Here is a 19,454-nt window from a genome sequence, read left to right on the forward strand (position 1 = left end):
TAAATCATGGTGGCGCAAACATGCGCCGGATTTGTCATTCGACGCGGTATCGGCCTGCCAGATCGCCCTCGATCCACGCGGATAGCGCGATCGCCTCGATGTCAGAGGAAAGCGCGGCCCAGGCGGCCCGCACCTCGGGGCCGCGGGCCTCGAACCGGCCGGTGATCTCGGTCAGAAGCTGCGGTGCGCCGACATCGCCTGCCGCCTCGGCCAGGATCGCCAGGAGGTAGGCGTTGGCGTAGTTGCGGGGCCGGTCCATGCCGGTGAAGAAGGCAACCGATAGATCCCGCAGGGCGCGCGGGTCGCCCCCCTCGGGCAGGTTCGCCGCCAGCGTCTCGGCGGTCCAGCCATTGCCCTCCTGCAGGTCCAGCACCTCGGGCGTGGTCAACCGCGCCTCCAGCCCGTCGAGCAGGCTGACGACGCCGGGCGCCCCCGAGGCCTGAAGGGCCAGCGCGTAGGCCTGAACCGGGTCGCGGTCGGCCATGGCGCGGGCCGAGAGCAATGTCGCCTCGGCATAGGCCGGGTCGCCGGACGCCACCAGCGGCGCCAGCACGTCCAGCGCACGGGAGGGCGCGCGCGGCACGCCTTCGCCGGACAGCAACGCCGCCCCCAGCGTCAGGCGCTCCTCGTCGCTCAGGTCCTCGGCCCCCAGCCGGGACAGAAGGGCGGTGTCGATCAGGGCGGAGCGGGCGGACGGCGCACTGCGCGCGTCGAGCGCAAGCAGCGAGATCAGCCGCGCGGGTTTTTCATAGGCCTCGGGCTCGATCGTCAGCCCGCCCGCCGGCAGGTCCGCCTCCAGCGTGAGTTCACCCGGGTCCTGCATGAACCGCGCAACCTCGGCCATCAGGTCATCGACGAAGTCGCGTTCCGCCGCGCCGATGGCCTGGGTTCCGCCCTCGGTCAGTACGTCGATCAGCCCCTCGGTGCCCAGTTGCACCACCGCGTCGGGCTGGCGCAGGGCAGGGGGCATGATGGCCCCCGCCGCGTCCCAGCCGCCGCGATCCTGGAAGCTCAGCACGGCGCGGGTCAGCCGGATGGCCGGGTCACCGGGCATGCCGTTCTCACCGGGGCGGGGCAGGATGGTGCCCGCCGCCGACAGGTCGAGCACGCCGACGCCGTTCAGCGCCATCGTCGCGTCGATCAGCATTTCGCCCGTCGGGGTGACGTATTCGACGTCCACGCCGACCCGGTCGAAGGCCAGCTGGCCAAGGCCCATCGTGCGCAGGGGCATCGCCGTGTCGCTTGGCAGGCAGGCCAGCGTCGCCGCCGCCCCCACCGCGCCGATGCGCGCCGCCGAGATGTCGCTGACGGCCGCAAAGGGGCTGGCCGAGAGCGTCACCCGGTCCAGCGTGATCTCGCAGAGCCGCGCGCGGTCATAGGGCAGGTGCGGGCGCAGCGTGACGCCCGACAGGCTGACCTGTCCGCGCAGGATGTCGGTCGAGAGGTGCTGGTATTCCACCTCCATCTGGGTGCGCAGCGCGGCGATGCCGAAATTGGCCAGAATCCCCGCCAGCCGGTCGGGGGCGAGGATTTCCGCGAAACCGGGGCGCGGGTCGCCCTCTTGCGCGACGGCGGGCAGGGGCAGCGCCAGCCCGGCCGCGATCAACGCGGCGCGGGGCAGGGATCGAAATACGGACAACATGAATGGGGCCTCCCTTGGAACAGGACCGGCCCTAGCGTAGCGCGATTCGGGGATGCGTCTGCCTTAACCTTGCTCGAGCGCGGCGACGCCCGGAAGCGTCTTGCCCTCCATCCATTCGAGGAAGGCCCCGCCCGCGGTCGAGATATAGGTGAAGCGTTCCGCCGCGCCGGATTTGTTCAGCGCCGCGACCGTGTCGCCACCGCCCGCGACCGACACCAGTTCGCCCGCCTCGGTGCGCGCAGCAGCATGGGCCGCGGCGGCGTTGGTAGCAGCGTCGAACGGCGCGATCTCGAAGGCGCCGAGCGGGCCGTTCCAGATCAGCGTCTCGGCCCGGTCGATGGCGCCAAGGATACGCTCCACGCTATCTGGCCCGGCATCGAGGATCATGCAATCGGACGGAACGGCGGTGTCGGCAACCACGGTGTTGGGCGCATGGGCGCGGAATTCCTCGGCCACGACCACGTCGGAGGGCAGGTAGATCTCGCAGCCGGTGTCCTGCGCCTTGGCCATGATCTCGCGCGCGGTCTCTGCGAGGTCGTGTTCACACAGCGATTTGCCCACATCGAGGCCTTGCGCCGCGAGGAAGGTATTGGCCATACCGCCGCCGATCACCAGCATGTCGACCTTGGAAATCAGGTTGGCCAGAAGATCGAGCTTGGTCGAGACCTTGGCCCCGCCGACCACGGCCAGAACGGGCCGCTTCGGCGCGCCGAGGGCGGCCTCCAGCGCCTTCAACTCGGCCTCCATCAACCGCCCTGCGCAGGAGGGCAGCAGATGCGCGACCCCCTCGGTCGAAGCATGCGCCCGGTGCGCCGCCGAGAAGGCGTCGTTGCAATAGACGTCGCCCAGGGAGGCGAGGAATTTCGCCATTTCCGGATCGTTCTTTTCTTCGCCCGGCGCGAAGCGGGTGTTCTCGATCAGCGCGATCGCCCCCTCGGGCAGCGACTCGAGCGCGCCGCGCGTCGGCCTCTCGATGAAACTGACGGGGTGGCCGAACGCCTTTTCCAGCGCGGGCACCAGCGGGCGCAACGACATCTCGGGCACCACCTTGCCCTTGGGGCGGCCGAAATGGGCCAGCAGCACGGGGCTGCCGCCTGCCGCGAGGATGTCGTGGACGGTGGGCACGATCCGCTCGATCCGCGTGGCGTCCGTCACCTCGCCGTTCTCGACCGGCACGTTGATATCCACCCGGGTCAGCACGAGGCGGCCCGCAAGTTCCATGTCGTCGAGGGTTTTCCAGCTCATCAAGATCGTCTCCGGTTTGGCGTTGCCGGTGTGATAGCGCGACTTGCTCCGAAGGTCAGGCGGGTTTGCGCTATCACGCAGTGAAAAACGCGCGCCCCGGTGGGCGGGACGCGCGTTTGCAAGGTCGGGTCGCGAGCGATCAGAGGTACTTGCCCATTTCCACGGCGGTGTCCGCCATGCGGTTCGAGAAGCCCCATTCGTTGTCATACCAGGTCAGGATGCGGCACATGTTGCCGTCCATCACCTTGGTCTGGTCGGTGGCGAAGATCGACGAATGCGGGTCGTGGTTGAAGTCCATCGACACCAGCTTCATGTCCGTCACGCCGAGAATGCCCTTCAGCGGGCCTTCGGCGGCGGCGTGGATGGCGCGGTTGATCTCCTCGATGGAGGTGTCGCGCGCCGCCTCGAAAGTCAGGTCGACGACCGAGACGTTGGGCGTGGGCACACGGATCGCCACGCCGTCCAGCTTGCCGTCCAACTCGGGCAGGACAAGGCCCACGGCCTTGGCCGCCCCGGTCGAGGTCGGGATCATCGACATGGCCGCGGCGCGTGCGCGGTAAAGATCCTTGTGCATCGTGTCCAGCGTCGGCTGGTCGCCCGTGTAGCTGTGGATCGTGGTCATGAAGCCGCGCTTGAGCCCGATGGCGTTGTGCAGCACATGCGCCACGGGGGACAGGCAGTTGGTGGTGCACGATGCGTTCGACACGATCAGGTCGTCCGCCGTCAGCGTCTCGTGGTTCACACCGTAGACGATGGTCTTGTCCGCGCCCTTGGACGGGGCCGAGACCAGAACCCGGCTGGCGCCGTTCTCAAGGTGCACGCTGGCCTTGTCCTTGTCGGTGAAGATGCCGGTGCATTCCATGACGATATCGACATGGGCCCAGGGCAGCTCTGCGGGGTTGCGGATCGCCGTCACCTCGATCGGGCCGCGGCCCACGTCGATCGAGGTTTCGGTCGTCGTCACCTCGGCCGGAAAACGGCCATGCACGCTGTCGAAGCGCAGCAGGTGGGCATTCGTCTCGACCGGGCCGAGATCGTTGATCGCCACAACCTCGATATCGGTGCGTCCCGACTCGATGATGGCCCGCAAGACATTGCGCCCAATGCGTCCGAAGCCGTTGATGGCCACTTTGACTGCCATGATATCCTCCGATCTGTGTTGGCGGGCGGATGCGCCGCCGTGACGTGAGTGCGACCCGGGGGCGGATCGCGATGTTACCGCTAACGGCTGGTATCAGTGCGCGGGGCGCGGTGGAACCACCCTATCGCCAAAAGGCCGCCCATCGCAGGAGTTCCAGCACCCTTTGGGCGACCATGAACAGGATGCGCCCCTCATTGAAGAGCGCGTCCGCGCCCGCTGCCGCAAGGATGGCGATCGCAAGATACAGCGCCACCTTGTCGGTCATGTTCTGTCATCTCCAACCGTGTGTCAGCGCGTTTCCCCGCGACCCTGCCATGCTGCCCGAAAGGGGCCAAGCCCTATTTCCGCAATTCCCGGCGCGGTTTGTCGCCCGCCGCCAAAGAAGAAGGCGCGCCGCATGGACGCGCCCTCAAAGCTCGGGTGGAGTGCGATCAGTTGGTGCAGACGACGTTCCGCAGCCCGTCACATCCGCCGCCGCAGATGCGGTTGTCGCCAAGCACCAGCGTACGCTGGCCGGGGTAGCGTTCCCAGCTTGCGGCGCGGCTGAAGCCCTGCGTGCGGCAGAAGTTGTCCGCCCCCGGCTGCCCGCAATCCGTGGCCCAGGTCACGCACCAATCCACGATCTCGCCGTTGACGCGCGGCACGGCAAAGGTCTGCTGCACGCTCGGCGGCGGGGGCGGGGCGACACCGCCGCCACCGGTGCCGGTGCACACCACGTTGCGCAGCGCGTCGCAGCCGCCCGGGTAGATCCGGTTGTCACCGAGGACCAGCGTGCGCTGACCGGGGTAGCGTTCCCAGCTTGCGGCGCGGCTGAACCCTTGCGAGCGGCAGAAGTTGTCGGCCCCGCCCTGGCCGCAATTCGTGGCCCATGTCACGCACCAATCGACCAGCTCCCCGTTCACGCGCGGATAATCGAACCGCACGGCGTTGGACGGCGGGGGCGGTGGCGCGGCCCCCGTTCCACTGGCGCGCAGGGTCAGCGTGGCGGGGCAGGTGGCCGATCCAAAGGTGCCGACCCAGATATCGTAGAGGCCGTTCGACGCGCCGGGAATGGTGATCGACGGGTCCAGCGAGCCGCCGGCGTCGTCATTGTAGTGCCATTGCCCGCGCGCGTCGTTGACCAGAAGAACAGCATCGCAGGTGCCATCCACCGACAGCGTCAGCGACTGGCCGGGCGGCATGGCGTTCAGCATCAACTCGAAATCCGGCGCCTCGATGATCCAGCCATGGCCGGGGACCGAGGCGCAGGCCCCGAGGTCGATATTGCCGCCCGCCATCACGTTGACGGTCTGGCCGCCGCCAACCAACTGTCCGGCGCTGTAACTGAGCGCGCGTCCCGAAAGGCCCACATTCGGACAGGTCTGCGCCGCAGCCACCGTTACGCCGAGCCCCAAGGCCAAGGCCGCAGCAGCACCCGCGCGCAGGACGACGCGGGGCAGGGTGAGGGGTGTCATCGATCAATCCTCCCTATGAACCGGGTTCCTCCCGGCTCAAGGATTGTCGCAAGTGAAACAGTTTTGCGCCTTGATCGTCGTCAAATATCAAGAAACGTGAAGGTTTCACGCGAAATGGAATGCGAGCGGCGTGCGGAAAAGTGCATGGCCAAAGAAAAACGGCCCGCGCTGGGCGCAGGCCGTTCGGGAATGTCAGCGGGCGGCCGGCTCAGTGCAGCAGGCGGCCCATCGCGGCGGAGACATCGGCCATCCGTGCCGAGAAGCCCCATTCGTTGTCATACCAGGCCAGCACGCGCACGGTGCGCCCGCCCACGACCTTGGTCTGGTCCGGTGCGAAGATCGAGGAATGCGTCGTGTGGTTGAAGTCGATCGAGACCTTGGGCTCGGGATCGAAGGCCAGGACGCTGCCCATGTGGCCGTTGGCGGCCTCGCGGACGATCTCGTTCACGTCCTCGACCGTGACGTCCTTGCCCGCCTCGAAGGTCAGGTCAACGGCGGACACGTTCGGCGTGGGCACGCGCAGGGCCGTGCCGTCGAGGCGGCCTTCCATTTCGGGCAGAACCTCTTTCAGGGCCTTCGCGGCGCCGGTCGAGGTGGGGATCATCGCCATGGCTGCAGCGCGCGCGCGGTAGAGGTCGTTGTGACGGCGGTCCAGCGTGGGCTGGTCGCCCGTGTAGCTGTGGATCGTCGTCATGATGCCACGTTCGATGCCGATGGCGTCATTGAGCACCTTGGCAAGGGGCGCGAGGCAGTTCGTGGTGCAGGACCCGTTCGACACGACATGGTGCGTGTCCAGAAGCTCGCGGTGGTTCACGCCGTAGACGATGGTCTTGTCCGCGTTCTTGGCCGGCGCGGAGACCAGCACGCGCTTGGCGCCGCGGCCCAGGTGGACGGCGGCGGCGTCGCGGTCGTTGAACTTTCCCGTGCATTCGAGGACCACGTCGCAGCCCTCCCAATCGAGTTCCTGCGGGTCATAGGTCGAGAAAACCTGCATCGGCCCGCGCCCAAGGTCCATCGTGTCGCCCGAGACGCGCACCTCGCCGGGGAAGCGGCCATGCACACTGTCGTATTTCAGCAGGTGGGCGTTGGTTTCGATCGGGCCGGTGGCGTTGATCTTGACCACTTGCACATCGTTGCGCGCCGCCTCGGTGATATGGGCCAGTGTGCAGCGCCCGATGCGTCCGAAACCGTTGATGCCGAGAGTGATGGTCATTGTTCGCGCGCGCCTCTTGGTAGGGAATCCAATGGGGTTCGCAGGTGGCATACAAGCGCATGCCAAATGGGGGAAGGCTGAAAAACCCATTTTATGCAGCTTGTTAGCGTAAACATTAGGGGTTTGCGCTAACACTCCGGCCGGTTTCGCATGGGCAATGCCGGAACCGCAGCGGATCGGGCCGGGTTGTCAGGCGAAGGCGGGCCGTTATGCTCCGCCCTCGGAACGACCCATGGAGAGGCGGAATGAGCGGACTTCTGGCGCTGCTGGACGATGTGGCGGCGATTGCCAAGGTGGCGGCGACCTCCATCGACGATGTGATCGGACAGGCTGCCAAGGCCGGGACGAAGGCCGCGGGCGCCGTGATCGACGATGCCGCCGTGACCCCGAAATACGTTCACGGTTTCGAGGCCAAGCGCGAATTGCCGATCGTGTGGAAAATCGCGCGCGGGTCGATCTTCAACAAGCTGGTGATCCTGCTGCCGCTGGCGCTGCTACTGTCGGCGTTTGCGCCCTGGGCGATCCCGCCGCTTCTGATGCTGGGGGGCGCGTACCTGTGCTACGAGGGCGCCGAAAAGATCTGGCACGTCCTGTCGCCCAAACACCATGACGTGGACGAGTTGGTGGAGAAAAAGGTCGCGGCCGATGCCGCCCATCTCGAAGAGCAGAAGGTGAAGGGCGCGATCAAGACCGACTTCATCCTGTCGGCCGAGATCATGACCATCATCCTGTCGGCGCTGGAGGTCGACAATATCTGGTTCCGCGCCGCCGCCCTTGGCGTTGCCGGGGTGGGGATCACGGTCGCGGTCTACGGCTCGGTCGCGATCATCGTGAAGGCCGATGACGTGGGGCTTCACATGGCTTCCGAGGGGCGGACCGGGTTCGGGCGCGCCATCGGACGCGGGATCGTGCGCGGCATGCCGGGGTTCCTGAAGCTGCTGACGACCGTGGGCACCGCCGCGATGCTGTGGGTCGGCGGCTCGATCCTCGTGCATGGCGCGGCACAGATGGGCTGGCATGCACCCGAGCACCTGATCGACGAGGCCGCGCATCTGGCCGAAGGCGCGGGCGGTTTCGCCATGTGGGCGGTCAAGGCCGTGATCGACGGCATCCTGGGCCTGGCGCTTGGGCTGCTGCTGATCCCGGTGGTGGCCTACGTTCTTGCGCCGATCCTTCGGGCCGTGGGCCTTGGTGGCGACAAGGAAACCGCCCATTGAAAAAGGGCGCCCGATCGGGCGCCCGGTTTCTTTCAGCTGAACAGGGCCTCAGCCCTTGCCGAGCAGGGCCTTGACCTTGTCGGCGGTCGCCTCGGCGGTGATGCCGAAATGGGTGTAGAGATCCCCCGCCGGGGCCGAGGCCCCGAACCCGTGCATGCCGATGAAGCCCGACTTTTCGCGCTTGCCGCGCTCGCCGAACAGCCAGCGGTCCCAGCCAAAGCGGATCGCGGCCTCGATGGCGACGCGCACCGGGCCGCCGGGCAGGACACGGCGGCGATAGGCTTCGTCCTGTTCCTCGAACAACTCCCAGCAGGGCATGGAGACGACGCGCGTGCCGATCCCTTCGGCCTGCAACAGGTCGCGGGCGGCCAGCGCAATCGACACCTCGGAGCCGGTGGCCATCAGGATGGCCTCGCGCTTGCCTTCGGCATCGGCCAGAACGTAGCCGCCTTGCGCGGTCAGGTTCTTGGTCTTGTGCTCGGTCCGGACGGTGGGCAGGTTCTGCCGCGACAGGACATGCACCGAGGGGCAGGTCTTCTGCGACAGGGCGACTTCCCAGGCCTCGGCGGCCTCGACCGCGTCGGCGGGGCGGAACACCAGGCAGTTGGGCGTGGCGCGCATCATCGCGAGGTGTTCGACCGGCTGGTGCGTCGGGCCATCTTCGCCCACGCCGATGCTGTCATGGGTCATCACGTATTGCACGTTGATCCCCATCAGCGCCGACAGGCGCATCGCGGGGCGCGCGTAATCGGTGAAGGTGAAGAAGGTGCCGCCATAGGGGCGCACGCCGCCGTGCAGCGCCATGCCGTTCATTGCCGCCGCCATGCCGTGCTCGCGAATGCCGTAATAGACGTAGCGGCCCTTGCGATCCTCGGGGGTGAACACGCCGAGGTCGGCCGTCTTGGTGTTGTTCGAGCCGGTCAGGTCGGCCGAGCCGCCCATGGTTTCCGGCAGGATCGGGTTGATGACCTCGAGCGCCATTTCGCTGGCTTTGCGGGTCGCGACCTTGGGTTGGGTTTCCGAGATCTGCTTTTTCAGGGCCTTGATCGTCGCGGTCAGCTTCTTGGGCATGTCACCGGCGAAGGCGCGGGTGAATTCCTTCTGCTTGCCCTCGGACATCAGGGCGAAGCGGGTTTCCCATTCCTCGCGGGTTTCGCGGCCACGGGTGCCGATGGCCTCCCACTCGGCCTTGAGGTCGGCGGGGATCTCGAAGGGCGCATAATCCCAGCCATAGGCCTTTTTCGCGTCCGCGATCAGCTGCGCATCGGTCAGCGCGCCGTGCCCTTTCGACGTGTCCTGCGCCGAGGAGCCAAGCGCGATATGCGTCTTGCAGGCGATCATCGCGGGGCGCGGAGTGGCCTTGGCCTCGGTGATGGCGGCGTCGATCGCCTCGGGGTCATGGCCGTCTACCTCGAACACGTCCCAGCCGGCCGCCTTGAAGCGCGCCACCTGGTCGGTACGGTCCGACATGTCGACCGTGCCGTCGATGGTGATGTTGTTGTTGTCCCAGAATACGATCAGGCGCGACAGTTCCTGCCGTCCGGCCAAGCCAATGGCCTCGTGGCTGATCCCCTCCATCAGGCAGCCGTCGCCGGCGATGCAGTAGGTGTAGTGATCGATGATCTTCTTGCCCCACTTGGCGCGCAGGAATTCCTCGGCCATGGCAAAGCCCACGGCGTTGGTGATGCCCTGACCCAAGGGGCCGGTGGTGGTCTCGACGCCCTTCACATGGCCATATTCGGGGTGACCGGCGGTGATGCTGCCGAGCTGGCGGAAGTTTTTCACCTGCTCCAGCGTCATGTCCTCGGAGCCCATGAGATACATGAGCGAGTAGATCAGCATCGAGCCGTGGCCCGCCGACAGGATGAAGCGGTCGCGGTTGGGCCAGTCGGGCGTCGTCACGTCGAAGCTCATGTGCTTTTCGAACAGCACGGTCGCGACATCGGCCATCCCCATCGGCATGCCGGAATGGCCCGAATTGGCGGCGGCGACGGCGTCGAGCGTCAGTGTGCGGATCGCGGCGGCGCGGCGCCAATGCGCGGGATTTTTCTGGGCGAGGGCGGCGATGTCCATGGGTGGCATTCCTTTGACGGGACGGCGGCAGCGGGCCTGCGCCGGGTCTGTTTTGATTGGCGCGGGTGATAGCAGAGGCGGGATGAAAGGCAAGGCGCGATGCGGCTGACGCGCCCGCGCGACGCATCGCAAGGGCGGTCCGGCGCCTGTTCCGCCCCGTTTTGCGCGGAATACCTTGCAAATCGGGGCCATTTACGATTCGTTTGGAGGGCGGGGCGAGGCACCCCGCGATGGGCGTCAGATCCTTCATCACATCCGTAGGGCGTGGCAGGGGGACGGCCCGGAGAATGCAGGCAGGACGGGGGTCACACCGGATCATGGGCGACAGTGCCGAATTCGAAAAACTGAGCACGCTGGAAGCGCGGCTTGCCCGCGCGCTCGACCGTATCGCGGGCGGGGTTGCGCAGCTCTCGACCGATGGTGCCCCGACCGCGGCGCCGCCGCCGGATGCACCGTCCGACGAGGCGACCGCCGCCCGCATCGCGGCGGCAGAGGCCGCGCAGGCCGAGGCCGAGGCGCAGGCAAGCGAGTTGACCGAGCGTGTGGCCGCCCTCGAGACGCGGCTGAGCGAGGCGCAGGATGCCCTGAGTGCAGCGGAGGCCGCGCAGGCCGAGACCGCGCAAAGCGTCGAAGCCGACACGGGCGAGGCCGAGCGGCTGGCGGCGGAACTCGCCGCAGCCATCGAGGCGGCGGAGACCGCACGCGCCGAGGCCACGCGTCTTGCCGACGAGTTGGCGCAGGCGACGCGTGCGCGTGACGACATGGGCGCGCGACTGGCCGAGCTGGAACAGGCCCTGGCCGAGGCAGGGCATGCCGACGGCGGCGATCCTGCCACGCCCGAGGCCGCAACGCCGGTGTCGGGCGATGATGTCGCCGCCCGGATTGCCGAGAAGGACAAGGAAATCTCGATCCTGAACCGCCGGGTGAAGCGCCTGAGCGACGAGCGTACGCAGTTGCGCGATGAACGCGACGCGGCGCAGGACCTGGCGGACGAGCTGTCAGAGGCGTCGGATATGGCCCCCGATGCGCGGAACCTTGAATTGCGCGCCGAACTGCGTCGGCTGCGCGCCCGGACCGAAGCCCTCGCCGAGGAATTGGACAAGCGGCGCGGGGATCAGCCGCTCGATCAAACGGCCATCCATCACGGGCTGACCGTGGAACTGGACGCGTTGAAAGAGGCGCGCCGCGCCGATGCCGCAGAGATGGCCCGTATCATCGCCGAACTGGACGCGCAGGGCGGGGATGCGCCCGGCCCGCAAACCGAGGAGGCCTGAGATGCCCGAGGTTGAAATCGAGATCGGTGGCCGGACCTTCACCGTCGCCTGCCAGGAGGGCGAGGAGCCCTATCTGCGCGCGGCCGCCAAGATGCTGGACACGGAGGCCACGGTCGTGCTGGGCCAGATCGGGCGTATGCCGTCGGACCGGATGCTGCTGATGGCGGGTCTGATGCTGGCGGACAAGACCGCCGCGCTGGAGGACGAGTTGAGGGAAACGCAGGCCAAGGTCGGCGCACAGGAAAAGGCGCTGCGCTCGGCCGAGGAACGGCTGGCCGACCGCGCAAGGCGCATCGCCGAATTGCAGGAGGCCGGGCCGCGCACCGAGTTGCCCGATAGCGTCACCGACGGCTTGGCCGAGCTTGCGGCGCGGGCCGAGGCCCTGGCCGACGAGGTCGAGAGCAAGCAGGGCTGAGCGGTTCTGCCCCGGACCAATGAAAAACGCCGCCCCGGCCTGGGGCGGCGTTTTGCCGTGCAAGACGCGGTCGCGATCAGGCGAAGAGCCGGCGCAACAGGCGTTCGGCCTCGACGCTGGGATGGGTCAGCGCGTCCCGGTTCTCGCCGGGGTAGAAGCGCGCGCGCGTCGCGGTCGGCATCGGTTCGGGCCGGAGCAGGTGGACCTTCGGCCCATGCTTGGCGGTTTCGGCCTGCCAGCATTGGACAAGGGCGCGCTGGGCGGCCTTGGACATGCCGTAGGCGCCGCCGTATTTCTCTTCCCAATCATCGTCGAAGAACACGGCCTGCGGCGCGTCGGAGGGCGCGATCAATGGCTCGACCATCGCGATCAGGCGGGCCAGGCCGCGAATGTTGGTGCCGATATCGGCCTCCAGGTCCTTGAGCTGGTAATGCGGCGCGGGGGTCAGCGGGCTGGCGTGGATCGCGGCGTGGACCCAGATATCGGCCTTGCCCCAGCGGTCGTAGATCGAGCGGCACAGATGCGCGATCGCGTCGTCATCGGTCAGGTCGATCGGGGCAAGCGTCGCCTGTCCGCCCTTTGCCTTGATCCGGTCGTCCAGATCCTCGAGCCCGCCGACGGTGCGGGCCACAGCCACAACATGCGCGCCGTGTTCGGCGAGCCACTCTGCCGAGGCCGCGCCGATCCCGCGCGAGGCCCCGGTGACAAGGGCAATCCTGCCATCAAGTATCTTGCTCATGCCCTGCGATCTGCCCCCTTGGCGCCGGGGATGCAAGGCCCTGCGCCCGCGCGTCGCAAGGCGCCGGCGGCGCGGCTTCGGCTTGACAGCGCACGAGGGGGCGGGGATACGGAATATCAGGAATTTTGGGACGACAACCTGAACGGGAGGCACCGATGGGCCGCGACACCACACTTCTTCATGCCACGCTGGGCGATATGGGCCTTGCCCGCAAGATCGCCGCGGTCGTGCTGGGCACGCTTTTCATCGCGCTGGCCGCACAGATCAGCGTGCCGTTCTTCCCGGTGCCGATGACGCTGCAGACGCTGGCGATCCTGACCGTGGGCTTCACCTTCGGCTCGCGGCTGGGGGCGGTGACGCTTCTGGCCTACCTGGCCGAGGGCGCAGCCGGCCTGCCGGTCTTCGCCAATGGGTTGAACGGCGTGGCTTTCGCCGGTCCGACCGCGGGCTTCCTGATCGGCTTCGTCGGCCTCGCGTGGGGCGCGGGCTACGCGGCAGAGCGCGGCTGGGCGCGCGGTGTGGTCTCGACCACGCTTGTGGCGCTGGTGCTTTCGGCGCTGCTCTACGTCCCCGGCACCGCATGGCCGCTGGGCCTGGCCGCGCTGGCCGGGATCGACGCGGGCTGGGCCGGGCTTTCGGCGGCTGGCGTCTGGGGCGCCTTCGTCGCGCCCTTCCTGCTGGGCGATGCGGTCAAGGCCGTGATCGTGGCGCTGATCGTGTCCGGTGGCTGGAAGGCGCTGAAGCGCGCCTGACCCACGACAGAGAGTTTGGAAAGCGCCGTCCCTTCGGGGGCGGCGTTTTTCGTTTGGCCGGAGCGCTCCCGCCCGCTCAGGAATGGCTTCGCCAGTCCTTCACGGTTTGGGCGTGGCGCGCGGGCCGACCCTGCGGGCCGGGTCCGCGCGCGGTTGCGCCTGGAATGGAAGGTCGCGGGGCCGGGCGCAGAAGGGGGTAAAGCTGTTGTGAGGCCGTTTGCTGGCAGGTCTGCCAGGCAAACAGGCCAGCCCGATCTTGGGGGCGAGTCGCCGTGCGCCTCAAGGACAAGCCGCGCCCTGCGGCGCGGTCGCGCTGCGCGCGATCCTTGACCCGCCCGCCGACTCGCGGCGCTTATTCGGCCGGTTCAGCCAGCTCGAAGCCGCGGGCCATCATGTCGGTCGGCTTGACCGGGTAGTCGCCGGAGAAACACGCATCGCAGTAGCGCGGGGCCTTGGGATCGCGGCCCTCGGCCACGCCGACGGCGCGGTAGAGACCGTCGAGCGTGATGAACTTGAGCGAGGCCACGCCGAGATGGCTGCGCATTTCCTCTTCGGACATGGTCGCGGCCAGCAGTTTCTCGCGCTCGGGCGTGTCGACGCCGTAGAAACAGGGCCACGCGGTCGGCGGCGAGGCGATGCGGAAATGCACCTCGGCCGCGCCGGCATCGAGGATCATCTCCTTGATCTTGCGGCTGGTCGTGCCGCGCACCACGCTGTCATCGACGAGGATCACCCGCTTGCCCCGGATCAGGGCCCGGTTGACGTTGAGCTTGAGCCGCACGCCCATGTTGCGGATCTGCTCGGTCGGTTCGATGAAGGTGCGGCCCATGTACTGGTTGCGGATGATCCCCATGGCGTAGGGGATGCCGCTTTCCTGGCTGTAGCCGATGGCGGCAGGCGTCCCGCTGTCGGGCACGGGGCAGACGAGATCGGCCTCAACCGGGGCCTCGCGCGCCAGTTCGACGCCGATCTGGCGGCGGGTGTCATAGACGGACCGCCCGCCAAGGATGCTGTCGGGGCGCGAGAAATAGACATGCTCGAAGATGCAGAAGCGCCCGCGCTTGGGCTCGAATGGTTTGAAGCTTTCGACGCCGTTCTCGGGGCTGATGACGACCATCTCGCCCGGCTCGATCTCGCGCACGAACTCGGCACCGATGATGTCCAGCGCGCAGGTTTCGGAAGACAGCGCCCAGCCATCGCCGACGCGCCCCAGAACCAGGGGGCGCACGCCCAACGGGTCGCGCACGCCGATCAGCTTGGTGCGGGTCATGGCGACGACGGAGAACGCGCCTTCGACTCGGCGCAGGGCGTCCTTCATCCGCTCGGGGATGTTGCGTTGCAGCGAGCGGGCCATCAGGTGGATGATGCATTCGCTGTCCGAGGAGGACTGGAAGATCGAGCCACGCTCGATCAATTCGCGGCGCAGCTCGTCGGCGTTCACGATGTTGCCGTTATGGGCAATCGCCGCGCCGCCCATGGCGAACTCTCCGAAGAAAGGCTGCACGTCGCGGATCTGGGTGGCGCCCTTGGAGCCGGCGGTGGAATAGCGCACATGGCCGATCCCGATCGCGCCCGGTAGCGTTTCCATGATCTTCTGCGAGGTGAAATTGTCCCGCACGAGGCCGAAGCGCCGGGCCGAGGAAAACCCGTGTTCGGGGTCATGGGTGACGATCCCGCCCGCTTCCTGGCCGCGATGTTGCAGCGCGTGCAGGCCAAGGGCCACGAAATTGGCGGCATCGGCCACGCCGATCACGCCGAAGACGCCGCACTCCTCGCGGAGTTTGTCGTCACCGACCGGTTCGAACGGGTGGCGGGGAAACTCGGGCTGGGGCATCGGTGCGCTCCGGTGCTGGCAGGGGCGGGGGCGATTCCCGCAGGGCTCGTTCCACGAGGGTTCATCTACGCGGTGAGACGCCGCCTGTCACCCACGCTGTTACGGGATCGTCACATTCGGGCAACTTGACGGGCCATCTGCCCTGACCGAGGCTGATACCGGGGGTGACGCGGAAAGGATGTGCGATGCGAGGTGTGGCGATACTGGGGGCGGCGGCGATGCTGGCCGGCGGGGCCTTGCCCTGGCTGGACCTGGGGCTGGGTGTGGAGATGCAGCCCTTCGATGCCCTGCAACGGGCCTGGGCCGATTACGGCATCGAGATGCCGCGCGAGATGGCGGTGCTGGCGGCCAGTTTCGTGCTGGCGGCTCTGGCCCTTCTACTGGCGCTGATCGGGTCGCCCCATCGCGGTGTCACCTTCTTCGCGGGCGCGCTGCCTTGGGGCTACCTGGGATGGCAGGTTTGGCGGGCCGAGGACCGGGTTGGAGAGTTCGGCCTGTCACTGGCCGATTTTCGCGGCGGGCTGGGTCAGGCGTGGTCGGCCCTGCAACAGATGGCGATGCCGGGGCTCTACCTGTACTGGCTGGGCGCGGCCGCCGTGGTCGTCGCGGGGATCATCGGATTCGGCTGGGGCGGACGGCGCGCCTGAGCCTTATTCGGCGGGGGCCGTGCAGGTGTTGGTCAGCTGCTCATAGCGTTCCAGGATCCAGCCCGGCGCGTCGGTCGGGATCTGGTCCTCGACATCGCCCTGCATGGAGGCGAAGACCTGCGCCGAGCGGCTGTCGGAGATCGCCGCAATGGGCTCGTCGCCCACAACGCGGTCATAGGCGATCAGGATCACCACCACGAGCAGCACGCCCCGCGCCACGCCGAAGAGAAAGCCAAGCCCCGCATCAACGCCGCCGATGGCCGATTGCTGGATCGCCGAGGAAAAGACCGGCGTGAAGAGCGAGATCACCACCAGCGCCACGGCGAAAACGGCGGCGAAGCTGGCCATGATGCCCAGTTCGCAGCTGCCGCCGATGAAATCGCCCAGGTAGGGGATCTCGTTCATCAGCGGAACGGCAGTAGGCGCGAAGATGAAGGCCACGACAGCGGCCCCGATCCAGCCGAAGATCGACATGACCTCGCGCACGAAGCCGCGGGAATAGGCAAGAATGGCCGAGACGACGATCACGCCCGCCACGACCCCGTCGAACATGGTGAAACCTTCCATCGCTGCCCGCGCCTCTCTGTTTACCCGGCTTGCGGGGCCTAACCTGCCCCGAATACCTCTCCGACGAAACGGGGCAAATCCTCCGTGGATTGGACCGTGACGCCGCTGTTTTGCGAAATCTTGCACCCGGCGGGCGCGATGGCGGTGGAAAAACCAAGTTTCATCGCTTCTTTCAACCTGTTTTCCGCCTGCGACACGGGCCGGAGCGCCCCCGACAGCGAGAGCTCGCCGAAAACCACGGTGTCATGGGGCAGGGCGGCATCCTCGCGCGCGCTGAGAAGGGCGGCGGCGACGGCAAGGTCGGCGGCGGGTTCGTTGATCCGCATGCCGCCCGCGATATTCAGGTAGACGTCCAGCCCCTGGAAGGTGATGCCCGCCCGCGCCTCCAGCACGGCGAGGATCATGGACAGCCGCCCGCCATCCCAGCCCACGACCGCGCGGCGCGGCTGTGACAGGGACGAGGGCGCGACCAGCGCCTGCACCTCGACCAGGACGGGGCGTGTGCCCTCGATCCCGGCAAAGACGACCGATCCGGGCGAGGGTTTCTCGCGGTCCGACAGGAACAGGGCGGAGGGGTTGGCCACCTCGGACAGGCCCGCGCCGGTCATCTCGAACACGCCGATCTCGTCAGCGGGGCCGAAGCGGTTCTTGACCGAGCGCAGGATGCGGAACTGGTGGCCGCGCTCGCCCTCGAAATAAAGCACGGTGTCGACCATGTGCTCGACCACGCGGGGGCCTGCGATCTGGCCTTCCTTGGTGACATGGCCCACCAGCATCACCGCCGTGCCGCGCCGCTTGGCGAAGGTCGTCAGCTCATGCGCCGCGGCGCGGACCTGGCTGACCGACCCCGGCGCGCTGTCCACGGTATCGAGCCACATGGTCTGCACCGAGTCGATGATGGCAAGGTCGGGGGCCTCGGCCTCGAGCGTTGTAAGGATGTCGCGCAGGTTGGTCTCGGCGGCCAGCAACACCGCGCTGTCGGCCAGCCCGAGGCGTTGGGCCCGCATCCGCACCTGCGCCGTCGCCTCTTCGCCCGAGACATAGATCACCTTGAGGCCTGCGCGGGCGAAACTGGCCGCCGCCTGCAACAGCAGGGTGGATTTCCCGATGCCGGGATCGCCGCCCACCAGCGTGGCCGAGGCGGGCACGAGGCCGCCGCCAAGGACACGGTCCAACTCGTTCATCTGGCTGGAATGGCGCGGCGGGGCAGCCTCTTCGGTGCGCAGGTCGGACAGCGCCACGCGCGCGCCCTTGGCCGCGCCGAGGCCCTTGCCCGCCGGACCCTGGCTCAGCGGCGCTTCCTCGGCAATCGTGTTCCACTCGCCGCAGGCATCACAGCGCCCGGCCCATTTCTTGTGGGTCGCGCCGCAGGCGGAACAGACGAAGGTGGTGACAGGTTTGGCCATTTGGTTGGGCGTAGCGCAGGCGGGCGCGCTTGACCAGACGCCTCAGAAAAGCCCGGCCTGCCAGATCAGCGTCATCGAGATCGCCGCCGTCATGGCCGCGCGAAAGAGAAGCACGCGCTTGTCATTGGCGCGCAGGTCGTCAAGCCCGCGATGCAGGCCAAAGGCGAGGCCCCCGGTGATCAGCAGGAACCCCATGCCGGTCGCCCCGATCACGCCCATGACCGACCCGAGGATCAGCACCACGATCCCCCCGATGACTGGGGGCGCGGCACGGCGCAAAAGGTTGAGGATGATCCCGTTGCGGCGCCCTTCGACCTTTTCGGCGGTGACCCGGCGCAGCCAGGCCAGTGCGGCCAGCACGGCATAGGTGCCAAGGATCAGGGCAAGGGCGGGGGGAAGGGTCAGGATATCCATGCATCGCATTTAGGCAGGGAAGGGGGCCGGCACAGCGTGGCGTGCTGCCGCGTGGGCCTCAGCCGCGCAGACGCCGCGCCGTCAGGATGGAAATGGTGAGCGAGGCCAGAACGCAGGCGGTGAAGAGCCACAAGCCCCACGCCGTTTCCACGCGCCCCACAGCCAGCCCCTTGGCCAGCGTGATATAGACCGCGATTAGGAAAATGTCGGCCATTGCCAGCTTGCCCATCACTTGCACGGCAGGCAGCAGGCGGGCGGGCGCGTGCGACAGTTGGATCAGCGCCATAAGCACGGTCTTGGCCATCGGCGCCACCAGCGCGAACAGCGCCACCAGCAAGGCCAGCGCCCATTCGCCGCCCTGCCAGAGCGCGCGCAGCCCGGACAGGACCGACACCTCGGTGAGACCGAAAAGCGGCAGCAACCCCGCCCGCATCAGCGGCGCGGCCCAGGCCAGCGGAAACAGAACGAGGAGCGACAGGTTCGCCCCGATCAGGATCTTGTTCATGGCTTTCACATGCGCCCGGCGCAGGGGCGGCACAAGGGTGCCCTCAGCCCGGCAGCACCAGGACCGCACCCAAGGATACCGCGCCAAGGACCGCGAGGGCCAGTGCGATGCCCTCCATCCAGCGGGGCCGCAGGCGGCTGGCTCGCGCGCTGTGCGCCCATGTCAGAAGGCTCCAGACCACGGCGAAAATCCAGACGAAGGACCAGATGCCGGATGTTCTGAGCCTCTCCGGCACGAGACCGATGGCAAAGCCTTCGATCAGGAACAGGAGCAGGACCAGACCCGCCGCAATCGCCTGGGTGACATGGCGGCGGCGATCCTCCGGAAAGCGCCGTGCCTTGAGCAGGCCGCCGATCACCAGCCACAGGGGCAGCGCGCGGATCAGGACACCGGCGGCCATCACCGCGATCCATAGCGCGGGGGAGAAATCGAGCGGGGCGAAGCCCGCCTCTCGCATGGCGTCGATATCCGGCTCCATCGTCAGGTCCTTCTTCCCTAAGCCCTCATCGCAGGACGTATCCCAGGGCCAGCACCCCGCCCAGAAAGCTCAGGCTGCCAAAAATCGCGGCATAGAGCCATCGGCGCCGCCAGCCGGTCGCCCGCGCCGCGCCCCAGGCCTCGACCCCGATCCAGAGGGGAAGGGCGAAGAACGTGATCTCCGGCCCGCGGAGCGCGAAGAACAGGCCCGGCAAAAGCTGCGGCGCGCGAAACAGCACGACTTGCAGGGTCAGCAGCATCAGGGCGGCCAGAACAATCCAGCGCACCCGCGCCGTCGGGTGGCCCCGCGCCGCGTCGCGCCTCAGCGCAAGCGCAAGCCAGAGCGCCAATAGCGGCAGGATCAGGAGGGACGCGGCCCACAAGGTCAGCAACAGGCCCGAGATCGCGTCAGACAGGCGTTGCGCGTCCGTCCCCATCG

General features: G+C 67.8%; 20 protein-coding genes. 5 read left to right on the forward strand and 15 right to left on the reverse strand.

The annotated features are described in order from the left end of the window. Positions 1 to 34 precede the first annotated feature (34 nt). From KUV65_RS00845 to gap (KUV65_RS00870), 6 genes are all read right to left on the reverse strand, one after another. Positions 35 to 1,642: a hypothetical protein gene (locus KUV65_RS00845; RefSeq protein WP_222186975.1), complete on the reverse strand. Its 1,608-nt coding sequence runs from the start codon at positions 1,640 to 1,642 to the stop codon at positions 35 to 37. Between the two features lie 63 nt (positions 1,643 to 1,705). Further along, positions 1,706 to 2,890 carry a phosphoglycerate kinase gene (locus KUV65_RS00850; protein WP_222186976.1) on the reverse strand — a complete coding sequence of 395 codons (1,185 nt, stop codon included), beginning with the start codon at positions 2,888 to 2,890 and terminating at the stop codon, positions 1,706 to 1,708. A gap of 136 nt (positions 2,891 to 3,026) precedes the next feature. Then, complete coding sequence (gene gap, locus KUV65_RS00855; protein WP_222186977.1) at positions 3,027 to 4,028, reverse strand: type I glyceraldehyde-3-phosphate dehydrogenase; 1,002 nt, start codon at positions 4,026 to 4,028, stop codon at positions 3,027 to 3,029. A gap of 121 nt (positions 4,029 to 4,149) precedes the next feature. Beyond that, entirely contained in the window at positions 4,150 to 4,293 is a 144-nt protein-coding gene (locus tag KUV65_RS00860) for a hypothetical protein (protein WP_222186978.1), read from the reverse strand. 166 nt (positions 4,294 to 4,459) lie between these two features. After that, positions 4,460 to 5,482 carry a hypothetical protein gene (locus tag KUV65_RS00865; protein WP_222186979.1) on the reverse strand — a complete coding sequence of 341 codons (1,023 nt, stop codon included), beginning with the start codon at positions 5,480 to 5,482 and terminating at the stop codon, positions 4,460 to 4,462. 208 nt (positions 5,483 to 5,690) lie between these two features. Next, positions 5,691 to 6,695 (reverse strand): type I glyceraldehyde-3-phosphate dehydrogenase, encoded by a 1,005-nt coding sequence (gene gap, locus KUV65_RS00870; RefSeq protein WP_222186980.1) that lies wholly within the window; start codon positions 6,693 to 6,695, stop codon positions 5,691 to 5,693. Positions 6,696 to 6,940: 245 nt separating this feature from the next. Here gap (KUV65_RS00870) and KUV65_RS00875 point away from each other — a divergent pair, with 245 nt between their 5' ends. Next, positions 6,941 to 7,912, forward strand: a complete 972-nt coding sequence (locus KUV65_RS00875; RefSeq protein WP_222186981.1) for a DUF808 domain-containing protein — start codon at positions 6,941 to 6,943, stop codon at positions 7,910 to 7,912. A 48-nt stretch (positions 7,913 to 7,960) separates the two neighbouring features. On the opposite strand, the gene tkt is transcribed toward KUV65_RS00875, so the two are convergent. Beyond that, positions 7,961 to 9,985: a transketolase gene (tkt, locus tag KUV65_RS00880; RefSeq protein ID WP_222186982.1), complete on the reverse strand. Its 2,025-nt coding sequence runs from the start codon at positions 9,983 to 9,985 to the stop codon at positions 7,961 to 7,963. A 317-nt stretch (positions 9,986 to 10,302) separates the two neighbouring features. Between tkt and KUV65_RS00885 the strand changes: the two genes are divergently transcribed. Both KUV65_RS00885 and KUV65_RS00890 read left to right on the forward strand, forming a co-directional pair. Next, positions 10,303 to 11,259 (forward strand): hypothetical protein, encoded by a 957-nt coding sequence (locus tag KUV65_RS00885; RefSeq protein WP_222186983.1) that lies wholly within the window; start codon positions 10,303 to 10,305, stop codon positions 11,257 to 11,259. 1 nt (position 11,260) lies between these two features. Next, positions 11,261 to 11,674, forward strand: coding sequence for a cell division protein ZapA (locus tag KUV65_RS00890; protein ID WP_222186984.1), 414 nt, complete (start codon positions 11,261 to 11,263; stop codon positions 11,672 to 11,674). Between the two features lie 76 nt (positions 11,675 to 11,750). Here KUV65_RS00890 and KUV65_RS00895 read toward each other — a convergent pair whose 3' ends face one another. Continuing rightward, positions 11,751 to 12,413: an SDR family NAD(P)-dependent oxidoreductase gene (locus tag KUV65_RS00895; RefSeq protein WP_222186985.1), complete on the reverse strand. Its 663-nt coding sequence runs from the start codon at positions 12,411 to 12,413 to the stop codon at positions 11,751 to 11,753. Between the two features lie 155 nt (positions 12,414 to 12,568). Here KUV65_RS00895 and KUV65_RS00900 point away from each other — a divergent pair, with 155 nt between their 5' ends. Then, positions 12,569 to 13,165, forward strand: coding sequence for a biotin transporter BioY (locus KUV65_RS00900; protein ID WP_222186986.1), 597 nt, complete (start codon positions 12,569 to 12,571; stop codon positions 13,163 to 13,165). 352 nt (positions 13,166 to 13,517) lie between these two features. On the opposite strand, the gene purF is transcribed toward KUV65_RS00900, so the two are convergent. After that, positions 13,518 to 14,999, reverse strand: coding sequence for an amidophosphoribosyltransferase (purF, locus tag KUV65_RS00905; protein ID WP_222186987.1), 1,482 nt, complete (start codon positions 14,997 to 14,999; stop codon positions 13,518 to 13,520). 185 nt (positions 15,000 to 15,184) lie between these two features. Here purF and KUV65_RS00910 point away from each other — a divergent pair, with 185 nt between their 5' ends. Next, complete coding sequence (locus KUV65_RS00910) at positions 15,185 to 15,646, forward strand: hypothetical protein (protein ID WP_222186988.1); 462 nt, start codon at positions 15,185 to 15,187, stop codon at positions 15,644 to 15,646. A 3-nt stretch (positions 15,647 to 15,649) separates the two neighbouring features. On the opposite strand, the gene KUV65_RS00915 is transcribed toward KUV65_RS00910, so the two are convergent. The 6 genes from KUV65_RS00915 to KUV65_RS00940 are packed head-to-tail and all read right to left on the reverse strand — an operon-like array spanning position 15,650 to position 19,452. Then, positions 15,650 to 16,213 (reverse strand): CvpA family protein, encoded by a 564-nt coding sequence (locus KUV65_RS00915; protein WP_222186989.1) that lies wholly within the window; start codon positions 16,211 to 16,213, stop codon positions 15,650 to 15,652. A gap of 38 nt (positions 16,214 to 16,251) precedes the next feature. Then, a complete protein-coding gene (gene radA, locus KUV65_RS00920; RefSeq protein ID WP_222186990.1) occupies positions 16,252 to 17,619 on the reverse strand; it encodes a DNA repair protein RadA in 1,368 nt (455 codons plus the stop codon). 42 nt (positions 17,620 to 17,661) lie between these two features. Next, positions 17,662 to 18,033, reverse strand: coding sequence for a hypothetical protein (locus KUV65_RS00925; RefSeq protein ID WP_222186991.1), 372 nt, complete (start codon positions 18,031 to 18,033; stop codon positions 17,662 to 17,664). A 58-nt stretch (positions 18,034 to 18,091) separates the two neighbouring features. Beyond that, positions 18,092 to 18,538, reverse strand: coding sequence for a paraquat-inducible protein A (locus KUV65_RS00930; RefSeq protein WP_222186992.1), 447 nt, complete (start codon positions 18,536 to 18,538; stop codon positions 18,092 to 18,094). Between the two features lie 43 nt (positions 18,539 to 18,581). Then, the gene (locus tag KUV65_RS00935; protein ID WP_222186993.1) at positions 18,582 to 19,016 is read right to left on the reverse strand and encodes a hypothetical protein; all 435 of its coding nucleotides are present in this window, start codon (positions 19,014 to 19,016) and stop codon (positions 18,582 to 18,584) included. Positions 19,017 to 19,041: 25 nt separating this feature from the next. Continuing rightward, the gene (locus tag KUV65_RS00940; RefSeq protein ID WP_222186994.1) at positions 19,042 to 19,452 is read right to left on the reverse strand and encodes a hypothetical protein; all 411 of its coding nucleotides are present in this window, start codon (positions 19,450 to 19,452) and stop codon (positions 19,042 to 19,044) included. Between the last annotated feature and the right edge of the window lie 2 nt (positions 19,453 to 19,454).

It is taken from the genome of Maritalea mobilis (assembly GCF_019800885.1).
Taxonomy (GTDB): domain Bacteria; phylum Pseudomonadota; class Alphaproteobacteria; order Rhodobacterales; family Rhodobacteraceae; genus Roseibacterium; species Roseibacterium beibuensis.

What these genes read in the sequence shown, in the direction of transcription:
- KUV65_RS00860 (WP_222186978.1), bottom strand. Translation starts at nt 4,293, where the DNA reads ATGACCGACAAGGTGGCGCTGTATCTTGCGATCGCCATCCTTGCGGCA.
- KUV65_RS00900 (WP_222186986.1), top strand. Translation starts at nt 12,569, where the DNA reads ATGGGCCGCGACACCACACTTCTTCATGCCACGCTGGGCGATATGGGC.
- KUV65_RS00895 (WP_222186985.1), bottom strand. Translation starts at nt 12,413, where the DNA reads ATGAGCAAGATACTTGATGGCAGGATTGCCCTTGTCACCGGGGCCTCG.
- KUV65_RS00925 (WP_222186991.1), bottom strand. Translation starts at nt 18,033, where the DNA reads ATGGATATCCTGACCCTTCCCCCCGCCCTTGCCCTGATCCTTGGCACC.
- KUV65_RS00930 (WP_222186992.1), bottom strand. Translation starts at nt 18,538, where the DNA reads ATGAACAAGATCCTGATCGGGGCGAACCTGTCGCTCCTCGTTCTGTTT.
- KUV65_RS00845 (WP_222186975.1), bottom strand. Translation starts at nt 1,642, where the DNA reads ATGTTGTCCGTATTTCGATCCCTGCCCCGCGCCGCGTTGATCGCGGCC.
- radA (WP_222186990.1), bottom strand. Translation starts at nt 17,619, where the DNA reads ATGGCCAAACCTGTCACCACCTTCGTCTGTTCCGCCTGCGGCGCGACC.
- tkt (WP_222186982.1), bottom strand. Translation starts at nt 9,985, where the DNA reads ATGGACATCGCCGCCCTCGCCCAGAAAAATCCCGCGCATTGGCGCCGC.
- KUV65_RS00875 (WP_222186981.1), top strand. Translation starts at nt 6,941, where the DNA reads ATGAGCGGACTTCTGGCGCTGCTGGACGATGTGGCGGCGATTGCCAAG.
- KUV65_RS00910 (WP_222186988.1), top strand. Translation starts at nt 15,185, where the DNA reads ATGCGAGGTGTGGCGATACTGGGGGCGGCGGCGATGCTGGCCGGCGGG.
- gap (WP_222186977.1), bottom strand. Translation starts at nt 4,028, where the DNA reads ATGGCAGTCAAAGTGGCCATCAACGGCTTCGGACGCATTGGGCGCAAT.
- purF (WP_222186987.1), bottom strand. Translation starts at nt 14,999, where the DNA reads ATGCCCCAGCCCGAGTTTCCCCGCCACCCGTTCGAACCGGTCGGTGAC.
- KUV65_RS00885 (WP_222186983.1), top strand. Translation starts at nt 10,303, where the DNA reads ATGGGCGACAGTGCCGAATTCGAAAAACTGAGCACGCTGGAAGCGCGG.
- KUV65_RS00865 (WP_222186979.1), bottom strand. Translation starts at nt 5,482, where the DNA reads ATGACACCCCTCACCCTGCCCCGCGTCGTCCTGCGCGCGGGTGCTGCT.
- gap (WP_222186980.1), bottom strand. Translation starts at nt 6,695, where the DNA reads ATGACCATCACTCTCGGCATCAACGGTTTCGGACGCATCGGGCGCTGC.
- KUV65_RS00915 (WP_222186989.1), bottom strand. Translation starts at nt 16,213, where the DNA reads ATGGAAGGTTTCACCATGTTCGACGGGGTCGTGGCGGGCGTGATCGTC.
- KUV65_RS00890 (WP_222186984.1), top strand. Translation starts at nt 11,261, where the DNA reads ATGCCCGAGGTTGAAATCGAGATCGGTGGCCGGACCTTCACCGTCGCC.
- KUV65_RS00940 (WP_222186994.1), bottom strand. Translation starts at nt 19,452, where the DNA reads ATGGGGACGGACGCGCAACGCCTGTCTGACGCGATCTCGGGCCTGTTG.
- KUV65_RS00935 (WP_222186993.1), bottom strand. Translation starts at nt 19,016, where the DNA reads ATGGAGCCGGATATCGACGCCATGCGAGAGGCGGGCTTCGCCCCGCTC.